We start from the raw sequence: 14,402 nt of genomic DNA, 5'->3' as shown, positions 1-14,402 counted from the left end.
CTACCACAGCGTATTAATGGCTGGCGCATCGTCAGCTACCTTGCCCGCCCAGGCCGATGAATCCCCAGTGTGTTGCTCATTAACATCGGCCTAGGGCAATTTTTTGTTGTTGCGCGCGTAGAATAGCTCAGAGCAAAAACTATTCGTGATTTTAAAGGATGGCACACCTGTGTTTGGACTTTCTAAGCTTCTCCGGGCTGGTGAAGGCAAGACCGTCAAACGCCTGAAGAAAATCGCCCAGGACGTCATGGCCCTCGAAGACGAGTATGCCGCACTGTCTGACGAGGCACTGAAGGACAAAACGGGCGAATTCCGGAAGCGACTGGCCGACGGCGAAGATCTCAACGACATCATGCTGGAAGCATTCGCGGTGGCCCGCGAAGCCTCCTGGCGTGTGTTGGACCAGAAGCACTTCCTGGTGCAGATCATGGGCGCCGCCGCCCTGCATTTCGGCAACGTTGCCGAAATGCGCACCGGTGAAGGTAAAACCCTGACTTCCGTACTCCCGGCCTACCTCAACGCATTGGAAGGCAAGGGCGTCCACGTCGTCACGGTCAATGACTACCTGGCAAAACGTGACGCCGAAATGATGGGCCGTGTGCACCGCTGGTTGGGCCTGGAAGTTGGCGTGATCCTGTCAGAGATGCGCCCTGAAGAACGCCGCGAAGCCTATGCTGCGGACATCACCTACGGCACCAACAACGAGCTTGGTTTCGATTACTTGCGCGACAACATGGTGCGCCAGTTGAAAGATGCCGTGCAGCGCGGGCACAACTTCTGCATTGTCGACGAGGTGGACTCGATTCTTATCGACGAAGCTCGTACCCCGTTGATCATTTCCGGTCCCGTTGACGGCAGCTCGCAGTACTATTCCGTGTTCGCCCAGCTGGCACCACGCATGCGCGAAGGCAAACACTACGAAGTCGATCACCGCAAGCGCACCATCGGTATCAGTGAAGACGGCGTCGCATACGTCGAAGACCAGCTGGGTATCGACAACCTCTACGCTCCAGAGCACGCGCAGTTGGTGTCGTTTTTGAATAACGCGCTGAAGGCCAAAGAGCTATTCGTGCGCGACAAGGACTACATTGTCCGCGAAGGCGAAGTCATGATCGTCGACGGCTTCACCGGCCGTGTCTTGGCTGGTCGTCGTTTCAGTGAAGGCATGCACCAGGCGATCGAGGCAAAAGAAAAAGTCGAGATCAAAAACGAAAACCAGACCTTAGCGACGGTCACGCTGCAGAACTACTTCCGTTTGTACGACAAGATTTCCGGTATGACCGGTACCGCAGAGACCGAAGCCGCCGAGCTGAACTCGATTTATAAGCTGGACGTAGTTCCGATCCCGACGAACAAACCAAACCAGCGTGTGGACCACTCCGACCGCATCTACAAAACGCAGGAAGCGAAGTTCTCTGCGGTCGTGGAAGACATCGCCGAACACGTTTCTGCCGGCCAACCCGTCCTGGTGGGTACTACCTCGGTGGAGCGCTCTGAATATTTGTCACAGCTGCTCAAGCGCAAGGATATCGAGCACAACGTCCTGAATGCGAAGTACCACGAAGAAGAAGGCAATATTATTGCGCGTGCAGGGCTGCCGGGTAACGTGACCGTCGCGACGAACATGGCTGGCCGTGGTACCGACATCGTGCTGGGCGGTAACCCCGAGGTCATCCTCGACATGCGTTTGCGTCAGCGCGGCCTGGATCCTTTTGACGACGAAGAGGCCTACCAGGAGGCCTGGGACAACGAGATCGAAGACGAAAAGGCGAAAAGCAAACGCCGCGGCGACAAGGTCCGTGAATCCGGTGGCTTGTACGTTCTGGGTACCGAGCGCCACGAATCCCGCCGTATTGATAACCAGCTGCGTGGTCGTTCCGGCCGCCAGGGCGACCCTGGTGAAACTCGGTTCTACCTGTCCATGCGCGATGAGCTGATGGTGCGTTTCGTCGGTCAGTCCATGGAAAACATGATGAACCGCCTCAACGTCCCCGACGACGTTCCGATTGAGGCGAAGATGGTCTCGAACTCCATCAAGGGCGCGCAGGCGATGGTAGAAAACCAGAACTTCGAAATGCGCAAAAACGTGCTGAAGTACGACGAGGTGCTCAACGAGCAGCGCAAGGTCGTCTACCAGACCCGTCATGAGATCCTGACCTCACAGGATATTTCCGCTCACGTGCGCAAAATGATCGATGACACCATCGGCGCTTACGTTAACGGTGCTACGGCCGTCGGCTATGTCGAAGACTGGGACCTCGACGAGCTCTGGAACGCCCTGAATAGTCTCTATGAGCCGACGATTAGCTGGCAGGAGCTGGTCGACGGCACCGAATACGGCTCCAAGGGCGAGCTCAGTGCAGACCAGCTCCGCGACGCCGTGATCGCCGATGCGCAGAAGGAATACGATGAGCTAGAAAAAGCCGTCACCGAAATCGGCGGCGATGAGCAAATGCGCAACACCGAGCGCATGGTCATCTTGCCGGTCATCGACCAGAAATGGCGTGAGCACCTCTACGAGATGGACTATCTCAAAGAGGGGATTGGCTTGCGTGCCATGGCTCAGCGTGATCCACTGGTGGAATACCAGAAAGAAGGCGGCGACATGTTTAATGCCATGAACGAAGGCATTAAGGAAGAAACCGTGCGCCAATTGTTCCTGCTGCGCAAGCGCTTTGCTCAGCAGGACGAACAGCACACTGATCCCGGCACGCCTATTCAATCCGCCGGTGGTGGCGGTGCAACCAACAGCGTGATGGGTGGCTAGAACCCGGCGGGGTGCCGGGCTCAGCCGACGGGTGTCGGACTGGTTAAGCAGCCAGCACCCGCAAGCTCACTAATTGTTCGTTCCCGCACACCGCGGTGAAGCCGTAGCGAGATCGGGCGTTCGTGGGCCCAATGAGTGCAGTGCCGAACAGTTCCCAGCTATTCGGCTGCGTTGACGACGGTCGGCTGTGCAGTGATTTCACCGCCACTGGGCCGGACACCCCCTTGCCAGACAGTCCCTTGCCGGATAATCCCTTATTGTGTTCGGCGCGGGTCCTGCGTTGTTGCGCGCCGATATGAATGCGCACCGCAGGGCCGAAGCGCTTGGTACGAATCTGGTGCTCAGGACGCAACCCGCTTAACACTTCCAACGCTATTTGCAGCAACGGTGCAAACTGGTGCAAAACATCGATATCGGTCTCACTGGTATCTGGACTACGGTCGGGCTCGTCTGGAATATACACACGCAGGTGCGCATAACCCGGTATTGCAGCGAGCATGAAATCCCTCCCCCGGAATACTACTGAAACAGGTATTGTGTCCAGTGTGCCTGGCCGAATGCGGCCTGTGTGGAAGTATGGAGAAAAATGCCATACCTGCCCGAAAACTAGGGTAGTGCGTAGGGCAAGTAGAACGAAAAAATCGGGCAAAAGGAAGAAAATATATGCGTGGACTAATCCTGGACTATACGGGAGTATTAGACGGTTCCGAAGAAGACCAGCGTCGCTGGCGCAACCTATTAGGCGCAGCCCGCTCCAACGGTGTTGCCACCGCGATTTTGTCGAACCACCCCGGTGGGCCGGAGGCAGAATCGATCCGGGAATGGGAATACCGCGGCATTGTCGATGCCGTGCTGCTTTCCGGGGAAATTGGTATGGAAAAACCAGAGATGGGCGCGTTCCAACACGCGGCTGCCGCCATGGACTTGCCATTGAATGACTGCGTCATGGTCGACGACGGCATTGATAATGTGCGCGCTTCCGTCGGCTACGGCATGGTGGGCGTGCTGTATACCCAGTTCGACCGCTCCGGGGTGGAAGTGCAAGCCATTTTTGATATTGACGGAGAATTCTAAAATGCGGATTTACCTGCCCGCGACGTTCAGTTTGCTCAAACAATGCGCCGAGGACGGCGAATTCCCAGCCCAAGGCGGCTGGGCCTTCGCGGTGACCGACGCATTGCGCGATTTTTTTGATTCTGGTGAGGAAGAAGAAATCGCCATGGTGGCCTTCGATTCTGCGGCGGAAGCCTCGCTGCGGTTGCTCACCGTCGGCGATTCTGAACTGCCGCACCGCAGGGTGGTGATCTCCGCCGATGTGCCGGATGCGTCGTGCACACCGGACCCAGAGATGGGCGAGCCGGTGGTCAAACTAGATCCAGCCGTGATTGACGTGCGGGATTTCGCCGCTATTCACATGGATGTGGCAGATGCCGAAGAAGCCACCGCCAAAGCCATCGAAATGATCGATGCAGCTGATCTGGGCGACGAAGATGCTGAGCTTGCCGTCGGCGATGCACAAGACAACCTGATGGCTTATTACGACGCTAACGAGCTCAATGCCTTAGTACAGCTGAGCAACTAGTTTTTCGTCCGGGGGATTTTTGCCGGGGATCTTAACCCCGGGCACCCTGGGCGCTTAGTTTTCCCAGTCGACGTTGCTGCGCAACGCCTCCAGCAGGCGACGCATGGCGTCCCGCCGGTTGCGGGTGGCGGCAAGGCTGGGATCATTCTCATCGAGCTCGTCGAGCGCACACTCTGGATCCGCGGGCGGGCCACTATGTGAGCACCCACGCGGACATTCCTCGGTGATCTCATCGAGATCATCGAAAACCTTTAACACGGTATCGGCGTCCACGTGCGCCAAACCAAATGAACGGATGCCAGGGGTATCAATCAACCAGCCCGCTGGCTTTTCAGCCGCGTGCTCGTCGGCAAGCGCATCTGGCAGCCGCAATGCCACTGATTGCGTCGAGGTATGGCGGCCGCGTCCAATGGCAGATACTTCGCCGGTCGCCCGGTCTGCATCCGGAACCAAGCGATTAACCAGGGTGGACTTGCCGACACCCGAGTGACCAATGAGCGCTGTGCGGTGTCCTGCCACCAGCTGCGAGACCCCATCGAGCCCGTCGGAAGTACCTGCGCACACCACCGTGATATCCAAATCGGCAAATTGTGCGGCAAACTCGCTGGGATCTGCCAGATCCGTTTTGGTCAAACACAAAATCGGTGTGATATTACCGACGAAAGCCGCGATGAGCGCGCGCTCCACAAACCCGGTGCGCGGCGGGGGATCAGCCACTGCCGTGACGATCAGCATCTGTTCTGCGTTCGCGACCACGATGCGCTCATAGGGGTCCGTATCATCCGCGGTGCGCCGCAGCACAGAACTACGCTCGGCGAGCTTCACGATGCGCGCCAGGGTATCTTTTTTCCCGGATGTATCACCGACCACGCCGACGCGATCACCCACTTCAATCGGGGTGCGGCCGAGCTCACGGGCGCGCATGCACACGACATCTGGGCCATCGTCCAAGGCCACGGTCCAGCGGCCGCGGTCTTTGCCAATGACCATTCCGAACACCGCGTCTTTGTGGCTCGGGCGGTTTTTTGTTCGCGGCTTCGAACCTTTCCCAGGGCGGGTCTTCACATCGGATTCGTCCCAATCACGGCTGGCCATCTACGACACCATCTCTTCCCACATCTGGGCGAAACCCGGAAGTGTTTTTGACGTAGTGTCGATATTTTCCACCTCGATGCCAGGGACCCGCAGGCCGATGATCGCGCCCGCGGTGGCCATACGGTGGTCGTGATAAGAATGCCATTGGCCGCCATGCAGCTGTGCCGGACGGATGAGCAAGCCGTCGGCACGTTCTTTACAATCGCCACCCACGCGGTTGATCTCGGTGGCTAAGGCGGCTAGCCGGTCGGTCTCATGACCACGCAGGTGGGCGATGCCGTACAGCTTCGATGGGGAGCTGGCCAGCGCTGCCAGTGCGGCCACAGTGGGGGCCAGCTCGCCGATATCTCCCATATCCAAGTCGATACCGCGCAGCTGACCGTCGGCAGGACCAGTCACGCGCAACTCGCCAGCTGCAGCATGTTCCGCTGCAGCCTGCACTCCTGTGTCCTGCTGCGCAACAGTAGTCTCCCCATGTGGGTGCTGGGCGCTCACAAATTCCACCTGACAGCCCATTGCTTGCAAGATCGGCCGGATCTGGTCACCAGGCTGGGTGGTGGTGGACGGCCATTGTGGAATGGTCACGGTTCCACCGGTTACCGCAGCGGCGGCCAAAAATGGCGTCGCATTGGACAGGTCGGGTTCGATATTCCACGTGCCACCCTGGATCGGGCCTGGGTGGACGCGCCACTGGTTCTTGGAAACATCCACGCGTACCCCGGCAGCACGCAGCATCTCCACGGTCATGGTGATATGCGGCATGGACGGCAACGAATCACCGACGTGACGCACCGTCACCCCCTCGGTATAACGAGCCGCCGAGAGCAACAAACCAGAAACAAACTGGGAGGAAGCAGAAGCATCAATCTCGATGATGCCACCGGTCGGGGTTCCGGCACCGATGATGCGAAACGGCAAGTGCTCGCCCTCCACCTCAATGCCGAGGGCTCGCAGACCATCCAACAGTGGGCCCATCGGGCGGGCCCGGGCCTGTTCATCGCCATCGACGTCCACCGTGCCTTCGGCAAGCGCTGCCAGTGGTGGTAAAAAACGCATGACGGTTCCGGCCAGACCACAATCGATGGTGGCGGGCTGCAGCGGGGCTGGCTCCACTGTGATGGCTTCCGGCGATTCAGTGACACCCACGCCCATCGCGCGCAGAGCCTGTGCCATCAGCTGGGTATCGCGCGAGTGCAATGGCCGAAGAATCGTCGAGGGACGATCAGCTAAACTAGCAAGTACCAAGGCGCGATTGCTCAAAGATTTTGACCCTGGAATCGCTTGCACATGCGAAACCGGGTGCGTGGCATACGGGGCAGCCCAGAAATTGCTCATAAGCGCCATGATAATAGACAGCCCGAAGATAATAGACAGCGCGAAAAAAAACAGAGCCGGAAAGGATACGTGGATGAGAGCGGAGCTTTACGACGAACCGGCAGCCGGTGCGTCGGTGACGACAGCCGAGCACACCAGCCAGCAATCGTCGGCAAGCGCCACCGCATCGGCAAACACCGGTTTTGAAGAACTTGCACTGCCATTGTTGGATCAGCTGTATGGCGGGGCGCTGAAAATGACGCGCAACCCGCAAGATGCTGAGGATCTGGTGCAAGAAACCTACCTCAAGGGTTTCCAGAATTTTGCGAAGTTCACCCCGGGAACCAACCTGAAGGCCTGGCTGTACCGGATCATGACCAATACCTATATCAACAGCTACCGCAAAAAGCAGCGCCAGCCGCAACAAACCAGCGCTGATGAGTTGACCGACGGCCAGCTATACACCAGTTCTGGGCACGATTCTGCCGGGTTGGTTTCTGCGGAAGTCGAAGCACTCGCTGCGATGCCCGATGCCACGATTGTCGCGGCTCTAAATGATCTGTCCGAAGATTACCGGCGCGTGGTGTACTACTCCGATGTGGTGGGCCTGGCGTACAAAGAAATCGCCGAGGTACTGGATATTCCGTTGGGAACGGTGATGAGTCGGCTTAATCGTGGAAGAAAAAAGCTGCGCGAAGCGTTAAAGGAAGTGGCCGCCGATCACGGCATTGCCGCGGCGCAAGCAGCAGTGCAAGAATCGGCTGATAAAGCAGCGAACAGCAAAGAAGGTGAGCGCTGATGCAACGATGGAATGCGCATGAACGTGCAGACAATCACGATGCAGACAGCTATGGTGTGGAAACTTATGCTCCCTGCGGGTGCAGCCCGGAGCGAGTTAATTATCTCGTGGGGCTGCTGATCGACGGTGCGGAAAATGATGCGCTGAACTCCGCCGAGCTGCAGGACGCTCGGGCGGAACTTGCCTCGTGCGAGCTATGTTATAAGCGGCTGGAACAAGAAGAGCGGTTCCGCGCGTTGCTTAATCGCTGTTGTTCCGCGGTTAACGAAGGTCCGGGCGATACTGCGCCGCGCAGCCTCCGGGAGCGGATTATCGTCTCAATTCGCACGGAGCAGACGACGGTGCGCACCAGCCGGCGCAGGTATTAGGATCCGGAGCTTTCGGCGGTCAAGCAATAAAAGAAGGCATCACCCGCGAGGTGCAGGGTGATGCCTTCTTCTTTTGTGTCAGCGCTCCAGCGGCTCTAAGCCCGGTACAACACTAAGGCCGAGCGGGATACTGGCAGCTAGAGCGCTAGGTTGTTAGCCAGCGCCTGGACGCTTACCGTGGTTAGCGCCTTTCTTGCGGCGGTCTTTACGCTTACGACCACGCTTGCTCATTGTGATCACTCCTTATTCATTAGGAACGGGCTGCCCACACTATACTAGCCAATCCTGCGCATAGGGTAGACCAATAGGTAGTTGCTTTGCCGAAGGTTCTTAGGCTGTGGACTCCAGGCGGCAGTGGATCTTAAGCAATGGATCTTAAGCGCTGACGCGGGCGCGGCGTCCACGGTTGCGCTTACGCTTGAGCGCGCGGCGTTCTTCTTCCGACATGCCGCCCCAGACGCCGGCGTCCTGACCAGTTTCCAGGGCCCACTGCAGGCAGTCATTGGTGACAGGGCAGCGGTTGCACACCAGTTTCGCCTTTGCCACCTGGGTCAGTGCTGGGCCGGAATTGCCAACTGGGAAAAACAGTTCTGGATCTTCGTTGCGGCAGATTGCTTCGTGGCGCCAATCAGGCATTTTGTGTACTCCTTGTGGTTGCAGTCGGGGAAACGAATGGGAATCCGTGAGAATTCTCAGTGAGGAAGACCTGTTGAGGAAAACCTGTGTCAGGAAGACCTCTGCGGTGCTACCGGCTCGGATCGCACTCGGGCTGGTGCCGTGCGCGCTTATGTGCCCGGAAGCTGCGTTTTGTGCGCAACTATCTGTTGTGATGCGCTGGGCATCGTCCGGGGTTGTGCCGGGTTAGCGGCCTGGGTTGTCGCTATGAACGAATAATGACATGAATAAAAGATGAATGCTAGGGCTCGCGAGTAAATAGTGAGTTAAATCATGTATTGCTGGCGAATATTTAACCGCAAAATGATGGTGTGAATTGCTAATATTCAGCCTTCCCACAGCATTCTTGTCGACGATGAGCAGTGACAATGTGATATGTGTGAAAAGTATTGCCAATATTATTTCGTCAAATCATAGTGTCGCTCGCGCAGCGAAACTGTAGAATACGGGGCGTGAAATCATCGTCGGAAAAGCCAGAAGCACCACTGCAGCCACCCGCAACCATCAAGTTTGCGTCGGTGATTGCGGTGGTACAGTCCGCGATCGCGCTAATTTTCGCTGCCGTGTTGATTTGGCGCAGAATCATTAACGCGGAAAACGACAGCGTAGTATCCGATGCTGCCTCCGCGAATTGGATCGGCGCCGGCACAGCTGGATTCATCTTCATCATTTTTGGCACCATCGTCGCCGCAGCGGTCTCACAATACCGCGGTAAACGCTGGGGACGCGGGCCCATCGTTTTATTGCAGGTGATCCTTGCGGCATCGTCGTTTCAGATGATGTCCGGTGGAGCTGTGTTTTTCGGCATCTTTATTCTCGCCTCGGCATTGATTGCACTGATGATGATCTTCCACCCGCAATCGAATTCGTGGATGGAGCTGCATCACCAATCCCGGGGCTAACCGTGCAGGTGGCATGCGTTATTTCAGAACCATGAGCTCGGTGCCACGCTTTTCGACGAGATGCTCACCTGCCACAGCGAGCGATACCGGTCCGTCATAACCACCGCGATCCAGCGGGATGGTGCGCTCAATCTCGCCGGTATTCCAATTAACCACGCTAATTCCGAACTCAGTAGGCACTAACGCTTTGCCATCTACAGCAACTCCGGTACCCAGAGCTGGGTCAATAATATGCTCGACCGTCAGGTCATTTGGCGTAAAGAAGTAGAGACGGTGCCCGTCGAACCAGGTCATGTGGTGCGGAAGATCAGCGGTTGCTGCGGCGGAAAAATCCTGTATGGGGGCAGCCGGTTTGACGTGACGCTGGCTGGTGCGCGTGCCGTCGCTATGAAAAGCTATGAGTTCTGGTTTCTCGCCAGGCACATAGACCGCCGCGGCTTCCTGCCCCACTGCGACCACATGCGCATTGGGATGTTCCAGCCCGATGCTGGAATCGATCTCTGGCATGCGCGAGTCTTCCGGGGTTGCTTGCTGCAGACGCAACACGCTGTGATCGGTATCGTCTGGGCAATGCTCGACTACTGCCAGTAATTCGGTGCGGGTCAACGCTGAATGAATAGTGCACTGCGCATACGGTTGGCTGTCCGGTTCCTGCGGAGCCTCGACTGCGCCGTATTCCACCGTGCGCACCAGATCCGAACGCCATAGCTCGACGCGCTTAGGCGAGACCGTGCCCACGCGGTCATTGGAACGAATCGGCGCAACCTCTTCCGGTGCCACCGCAGATCGGGTCGCGTTGTAGTTGCCCGTCGCTGCATCGAGCGCGACGACATCGCCGCAGCCTGCAGGGTTGCGATAGGTCAGCACTACAGAATCCCATGCAGCGGCGATGCTGCACAACGGATACTCGCGGGAATACTCCCAGTACGGGGCGGGTGCTGAACTGGTCTGCTTGTGATCGTCGGCAAGAGTTTCTGGTGCGTATGCACGGACAATGTGATGTCCATCCTGCTCATCATAGGTAATGACCAACCCTGCGGCGATTACCGGTGCCGCCGCAGCAGCAACCGCTGGTTCCAGAGCAGCGCCCGGTAGTGGCGCAGAATGCAGGCGAGCAACTTCGGTAAATTCTTCCGGGATGGTCTCACGCGGCGCCGGTGGCTCATAGGCGTGTTCAGCAACAATTGCCTCACTATTGCGGATTGATGCGCCCGCATAAACAATCAGCACCGCGATTACCGAAATGATGCTTAACGCCGCGATGATCATCACGTCAGTGCGTGTGCGCCGCAATGGGCGTGTCGACTGCGGCGCCATCAGCGGCGTGCCCTTTGTCGTGGCTTACTGGACTGGGGTTGGTCGCGGTGTCTTTTCGGATCAACCCCAATGACTGTTGTGGGGGCGCCGACTTTATTGTTGATCCCTGCGGGCAGGTCGAAGGCGTCGGCAAGCTCTGATGAAGTAGAAAACCACTCCGGAGGCTGTGGCTGGCCTAGGGCAAGCTCATCATTAATGGCGCGCCATTTTCCGATTTCTTCTAGCCCGACCAGTGACACCGCCGTGCCGGTTTTACCTGCACGCCCAGTCCGGCCGATACGGTGGACGAAGGTCATGGCATCGTCGGGAAGGTGATAGTTGATGACGTGGGTGATCGAATCGATATCGATACCGCGTGCGGCAACATCAGTGGCAATGAGCACGTCGACAGCACCGGAACGCAAAGCGTGCAAGGCCTTTTCCCGTTGCGGCTGCTTGAGGTCGCCGTGGACGGCAGCGACACCGAAGCCGAGGTCTGCGAGATCCTGGGCTAAAAAGGCAGCGGAGCGCTTGGTGCGGGTAAAAACCACTGCTTGTTCACGGCTCGGGCTTTGCAAGACCCGCGAGACCACGGCGAGCTTATCCAGCTGGTGGGCCTGAAAAACCACTTGCCGGGTGCTGGTATGAGTAGCGGTTGCCGTAGGGTCCTCGGCGTGAATATGGATAGGCTTGTACTGGAATTTCCGGGTCAGCGCCTTGATTTCACCGGGCATCGTTGCCGAAAACAACATGGTCTGTAAACCACGGTTGCGGGGTGCGGACTCTGGGGCGGGCGTAGGTTGGAGAACGTGGAAAATACGCTCGATATCCGGTAAAAACCCTAGGTCCAGCATCTCGTCGGCCTCGTCGAGCACACAGATAGCCACGTGTTGCAGCATCAGGTTCCCGCGCTGCGCAAGATCTAATAAACGCCCAGGAGTACCGATGACGACGTCGACGCCGTTCTCGAGCTGGTTGATCTGATTGTTGATGGAGCTGCCGCCGTAAATCGTGAGTGTGCGCACCGGGGTGTGCCGCGCGGCGCGCGTGAGATCAGCACCGACTTGGATTGCTAATTCACGCGTGGGCACAATCACCAACGCACGCGGTGTGCCGTCGAGTTCGGGAATATCCGCGTCATCAAAGACACGATCCAGCAGCGGAACCCCAAATCCAAGAGTTTTTCCCATGCCGGTACGGGCCTGACCGATGAGATCCTTGCCGTCTAATGCCAGTGGCAGGGTAAGTTCTTGGATCGCGAAAGTGTGGTGGATGGCGTCGTCGGCAAGAGCCTCGCAGATTTCCGCAGCCACGCCCAATTCTGCAAACGTGGGCGTCGTTGACTGGGGGGAAGTATTGCGGGAAGACACTCCTTAATACTAACGCGGAATGGTCGACATAGATATACAACGTGGTGGATCGTGCATGGGTGTGACTGTGCATGTGCGCGAACTTGACTAGGATATGGCACAGGACAACGCATGCAGTGTGCCGGAAACGCTGGCATTGTGGATTCACCGTGAGGGATGCACTGCAAGCGTTTTGGGTGCATGGATTGCATGCTGAAACAGCCGATAGCAATTGAAAGGTGTAGAGCAAGCGTATGAATATCAAGATCGGTTTGATTGAATCGCCTCGTGAACTGGTGATTAATTCTGAGCTTTCCCACGAAGAAGCAGTGAAGCTCGTCAAAGACGTATTGGGTAAAGCCGATGATGTCGTCGAGTTGGCGGATGCCAAAGGCCGCAAGTACCTGGTACGCACCAATGCGATTGCGTATGTCGAGGTGGGAAGCGGTGAACAGCCGGTCGTCGGCTTTGGCGGTGCCTAAATAAAGAAGATGCGGCAGGTGCGGTATTGATTCAGGTGTAAATGAATAAGCAATTCGAGCATTATGTGCGCCGCTATGGCTGGTGGCAGATCGGCATCATAGCCGTGGTGCTGGTTATCACGGCCGCGGTGCTGGTCGATGTTTCCCGTGGCGGCGATGACGCTGGTTCGCGGGATCATGCACGCAGTGCTGCAGGATCCGGTGGTTATGGCGACCGTGGTGGGCACGGCGGGCACGGTGGACACGAGGAATCGGATGGTGAGCTCGGCGCTGGCCCAGATCCCGGCACTGCCTCACGTGCTGAGCTTGGCCTGCGTGAATTGCCGGCCGGTGGTACCTACTCCGCAAACGGCAGCGGCGAATTCCGCCCCGTCGGCACGCCCGGCCAGGAGGTTGGCCATGGTGCAGAAAAGACCATTCGCTATACCGTCGAAGTAGAAGAAGGTCTCGATACCGTGCCCTATGGCGGTGATGATGCGATAGCGCACATGGTGGATGCGACACTGGCAGATCCGCGTGGCTGGACTTATGACCCCGCTTTCAAATTCGTGCACGTGGGGCCGGAGGAGAACCCTGACACCCGCATTCTTTTGGCCTCCGTCACCACTACCGCGGACATGTGCGGGGTGGATTTAGAATTAGAAACCTCGTGCCACACCACGATCACGGGGGGTTCGACGGTGCTGATGAACGAATCCCGGTGGGTGCGCGGTGCCACCCCGTTCCAAGGCGATTTGGGTGCGTACCGACAATATTTGATTAACCACGAAGTCGGCCACGCTATTGGATACCCTCATCACCAGGCTTGTACCGGGGAAGGCAATCTCGCGCCGGTGATGATGCAACAAACCATCAGCCTGCAAAATTCGGAACTGTTTCAGCTGAACCCGGAAGAAGTCTATCCGGATAATCCGGATACCTGCCGTCCGAACCCGTGGCCGTATCCCCGCCCGCTTCCCGACGGCGCCGCGCTTGACACCCTGCACGAACCCGAGAAAGAGACCTAAAACTACTCATGCCTGTGCCACCCGATCACGTCTGCGAGGCGTTTCAGACCCCAACAGAAACCCCGATTCCACTCGGTCATGCCTGGGATAATGGAACCAAAATTGGTGAGATGGTGCTTTCACAAGCAGCGCCGACTGCCCTGTGGTCTGCCAAAGTGCGCGCCGGGTTATCGGTGGAGGGCGCGCGTGTTGCCCGCCCCATCTTGTCGACGGACGGACGCTACACAGTCGCCGGTTGGAAAGCGAGTGCGTGGAGCCAGGGCGAGCTGCTGCGGCGGGTAGACGAAACAGCTTTATTGGGGCTCCGGCTTGCCGATAGTCTGCGGGAAGTCAGTGCACCGACGGCTAATCGCGATGATATTTTTGCTCGTGCGGAAGCGGCTTCCTGGCAAGAAACCGGTGAGCCTTACCGGGATTTGTCTGCTGATACCGCCTACTGTGTCGGGCATGCGGATTTGTTGGCGGCAACCATCTACCATTACCTGCTGCCTCCGGTGATTGTGGATCTGGTGCCGACGGCTGCACCCCGGCCCGTGGGTTATACGTGCGCATTGGCTATCGTCGATGGCCTGGTTGCAGGCGTGGTCGATGATGGAATTTGTGACCGCTTTGCACACATTCGAGACATGGATCAGTTACTGCTGCGCGCGGTGGCCTATCGTCGGCACGTCAATAACCTGCACCCCAACGCCAAAGCAAACACACGTTCGCATATCAATCGGGTTGAAGACCTCCTTGTGTCACGGGCGTATGCCATGCTGTAGTG

16 protein-coding genes are annotated in these 14,402 nt (G+C 57.7%); 9 read left to right on the top strand and 7 right to left on the bottom strand.

Annotated elements, in window-relative coordinates; genetic code table 11:
• Nucleotides 1–169: 169 nt before the first annotated feature.
• Nucleotides 170–2,767: a preprotein translocase subunit SecA gene (gene secA / locus QP888_RS07275; protein WP_284812872.1), complete on the top strand. Its 2,598-nt coding sequence runs from the start codon at nucleotides 170–172 to the stop codon at nucleotides 2,765–2,767.
• A gap of 43 nt (nucleotides 2,768–2,810) precedes the next feature.
• Here the strand turns inward: secA and QP888_RS07270 are convergent, their stop codons facing one another.
• The gene (locus QP888_RS07270; protein WP_284812871.1) at nucleotides 2,811–3,266 is read right to left on the bottom strand and encodes a hypothetical protein; all 456 of its coding nucleotides are present in this window, start codon (nucleotides 3,264–3,266) and stop codon (nucleotides 2,811–2,813) included.
• 164 nt (nucleotides 3,267–3,430) lie between these two features.
• On the opposite strand from QP888_RS07270, the gene QP888_RS07265 reads away from it, so the two are divergent.
• Both QP888_RS07265 and QP888_RS07260 read left to right on the top strand, forming a co-directional pair.
• Nucleotides 3,431–3,841: an HAD family hydrolase gene (locus tag QP888_RS07265; RefSeq protein ID WP_018120997.1), complete on the top strand. Its 411-nt coding sequence runs from the start codon at nucleotides 3,431–3,433 to the stop codon at nucleotides 3,839–3,841.
• 1 nt (nucleotide 3,842) lies between these two features.
• On the top strand, nucleotides 3,843–4,349 hold the full coding sequence (locus QP888_RS07260; protein WP_284812870.1) for a DUF6912 family protein: 507 nt from the start codon (nucleotides 3,843–3,845) through the stop codon (nucleotides 4,347–4,349).
• 54 nt (nucleotides 4,350–4,403) lie between these two features.
• Here QP888_RS07260 and rsgA read toward each other — a convergent pair whose 3' ends face one another.
• Together rsgA and aroA are read right to left on the bottom strand one after the other, a co-directional pair.
• Nucleotides 4,404–5,444: a ribosome small subunit-dependent GTPase A gene (rsgA, locus tag QP888_RS07255; protein ID WP_284812869.1), complete on the bottom strand. Its 1,041-nt coding sequence runs from the start codon at nucleotides 5,442–5,444 to the stop codon at nucleotides 4,404–4,406.
• On the bottom strand, nucleotides 5,445–6,779 hold the full coding sequence (gene aroA, locus QP888_RS07250; protein WP_284812868.1) for a 3-phosphoshikimate 1-carboxyvinyltransferase: 1,335 nt from the start codon (nucleotides 6,777–6,779) through the stop codon (nucleotides 5,445–5,447).
• Between the two features lie 73 nt (nucleotides 6,780–6,852).
• On the opposite strand from aroA, the gene QP888_RS07245 reads away from it, so the two are divergent.
• Nucleotides 6,853–7,557, top strand: coding sequence for a sigma-70 family RNA polymerase sigma factor (locus QP888_RS07245; RefSeq protein ID WP_284812867.1), 705 nt, complete (start codon nucleotides 6,853–6,855; stop codon nucleotides 7,555–7,557).
• On the top strand, nucleotides 7,557–7,925 hold the full coding sequence (locus tag QP888_RS07240; RefSeq protein WP_284812866.1) for a hypothetical protein: 369 nt from the start codon (nucleotides 7,557–7,559) through the stop codon (nucleotides 7,923–7,925). Before QP888_RS07245 ends, QP888_RS07240 begins: the two co-directional genes overlap by 1 nt.
• 153 nt (nucleotides 7,926–8,078) lie before the next feature.
• On the opposite strand, the gene QP888_RS11280 is transcribed toward QP888_RS07240, so the two are convergent.
• Both QP888_RS11280 and QP888_RS07235 read right to left on the bottom strand, forming a co-directional pair.
• On the bottom strand, nucleotides 8,079–8,156 hold the full coding sequence (locus QP888_RS11280) for a 50S ribosomal protein bL37 (RefSeq protein WP_502869151.1): 78 nt from the start codon (nucleotides 8,154–8,156) through the stop codon (nucleotides 8,079–8,081).
• Between the two features lie 144 nt (nucleotides 8,157–8,300).
• On the bottom strand, nucleotides 8,301–8,561 hold the full coding sequence (locus QP888_RS07235; protein WP_284812865.1) for a WhiB family transcriptional regulator: 261 nt from the start codon (nucleotides 8,559–8,561) through the stop codon (nucleotides 8,301–8,303).
• A 491-nt stretch (nucleotides 8,562–9,052) separates the two neighbouring features.
• Here QP888_RS07235 and QP888_RS07230 point away from each other — a divergent pair, with 491 nt between their 5' ends.
• On the top strand, nucleotides 9,053–9,502 hold the full coding sequence (locus QP888_RS07230) for a hypothetical protein (protein ID WP_284812863.1): 450 nt from the start codon (nucleotides 9,053–9,055) through the stop codon (nucleotides 9,500–9,502).
• An 18-nt stretch (nucleotides 9,503–9,520) separates the two neighbouring features.
• On the opposite strand, the gene QP888_RS07225 is transcribed toward QP888_RS07230, so the two are convergent.
• Nucleotides 9,521–10,819 carry an Rv3212 family protein gene (locus tag QP888_RS07225; protein ID WP_284812862.1) on the bottom strand — a complete coding sequence of 433 codons (1,299 nt, stop codon included), beginning with the start codon at nucleotides 10,817–10,819 and terminating at the stop codon, nucleotides 9,521–9,523.
• The gene (locus QP888_RS07220) at nucleotides 10,819–12,168 is read right to left on the bottom strand and encodes a DEAD/DEAH box helicase (protein WP_284812861.1); all 1,350 of its coding nucleotides are present in this window, start codon (nucleotides 12,166–12,168) and stop codon (nucleotides 10,819–10,821) included. The genes QP888_RS07225 and QP888_RS07220 overlap by 1 nt, the downstream gene beginning before the upstream one ends.
• Nucleotides 12,169–12,401: 233 nt before the next feature.
• On the opposite strand from QP888_RS07220, the gene QP888_RS07215 reads away from it, so the two are divergent.
• From QP888_RS07215 to QP888_RS07205, 3 genes are read left to right on the top strand one after another with little or no spacing between them, the layout of a single operon-like run.
• Nucleotides 12,402–12,629 (top strand): DUF3107 domain-containing protein, encoded by a 228-nt coding sequence (locus QP888_RS07215; RefSeq protein WP_018121007.1) that lies wholly within the window; start codon nucleotides 12,402–12,404, stop codon nucleotides 12,627–12,629.
• Between the two features lie 41 nt (nucleotides 12,630–12,670).
• The gene (locus QP888_RS07210) at nucleotides 12,671–13,636 is read left to right on the top strand and encodes a DUF3152 domain-containing protein (RefSeq protein ID WP_284812860.1); all 966 of its coding nucleotides are present in this window, start codon (nucleotides 12,671–12,673) and stop codon (nucleotides 13,634–13,636) included.
• A gap of 8 nt (nucleotides 13,637–13,644) precedes the next feature.
• Nucleotides 13,645–14,400 carry a hypothetical protein gene (locus tag QP888_RS07205; RefSeq protein ID WP_284812858.1) on the top strand — a complete coding sequence of 252 codons (756 nt, stop codon included), beginning with the start codon at nucleotides 13,645–13,647 and terminating at the stop codon, nucleotides 14,398–14,400.
• Nucleotides 14,401–14,402: the final 2 nt, after the last annotated feature.

The organism is Corynebacterium sp. MSK297, assembly GCF_030232885.1.
Taxonomy (GTDB): Bacteria; Actinomycetota; Actinomycetes; order Mycobacteriales; family Mycobacteriaceae; genus Corynebacterium.
Note: the sequence above shows the minus strand (reverse complement) of the source record. Positions and strands in the feature narration are given on the sequence as shown.

Excerpts from the sequence above, each read along its gene's own strand:
- QP888_RS07265 (WP_018120997.1), top strand. The coding sequence starts at position 3,431 with ATGCGTGGACTAATCCTGGACTATACGGGAGTATTAGACGGTTCCGAA.
- QP888_RS07270 (WP_284812871.1), bottom strand. The coding sequence starts at position 3,266 with ATGCTCGCTGCAATACCGGGTTATGCGCACCTGCGTGTGTATATTCCA.
- QP888_RS07245 (WP_284812867.1), top strand. The coding sequence starts at position 6,853 with ATGAGAGCGGAGCTTTACGACGAACCGGCAGCCGGTGCGTCGGTGACG.
- QP888_RS07235 (WP_284812865.1), bottom strand. The coding sequence starts at position 8,561 with ATGCCTGATTGGCGCCACGAAGCAATCTGCCGCAACGAAGATCCAGAA.
- QP888_RS11280 (WP_502869151.1), bottom strand. The coding sequence starts at position 8,156 with ATGAGCAAGCGTGGTCGTAAGCGTAAAGACCGCCGCAAGAAAGGCGCT.
- QP888_RS07210 (WP_284812860.1), top strand. The coding sequence starts at position 12,671 with ATGAATAAGCAATTCGAGCATTATGTGCGCCGCTATGGCTGGTGGCAG.
- QP888_RS07205 (WP_284812858.1), top strand. The coding sequence starts at position 13,645 with ATGCCTGTGCCACCCGATCACGTCTGCGAGGCGTTTCAGACCCCAACA.
- QP888_RS07225 (WP_284812862.1), bottom strand. The coding sequence starts at position 10,819 with ATGGCGCCGCAGTCGACACGCCCATTGCGGCGCACACGCACTGACGTG.
- aroA (WP_284812868.1), bottom strand. The coding sequence starts at position 6,779 with ATGAGCAATTTCTGGGCTGCCCCGTATGCCACGCACCCGGTTTCGCAT.
- QP888_RS07240 (WP_284812866.1), top strand. The coding sequence starts at position 7,557 with ATGCAACGATGGAATGCGCATGAACGTGCAGACAATCACGATGCAGAC.
- rsgA (WP_284812869.1), bottom strand. The coding sequence starts at position 5,444 with ATGGCCAGCCGTGATTGGGACGAATCCGATGTGAAGACCCGCCCTGGG.
- QP888_RS07215 (WP_018121007.1), top strand. The coding sequence starts at position 12,402 with ATGAATATCAAGATCGGTTTGATTGAATCGCCTCGTGAACTGGTGATT.
- QP888_RS07260 (WP_284812870.1), top strand. The coding sequence starts at position 3,843 with ATGCGGATTTACCTGCCCGCGACGTTCAGTTTGCTCAAACAATGCGCC.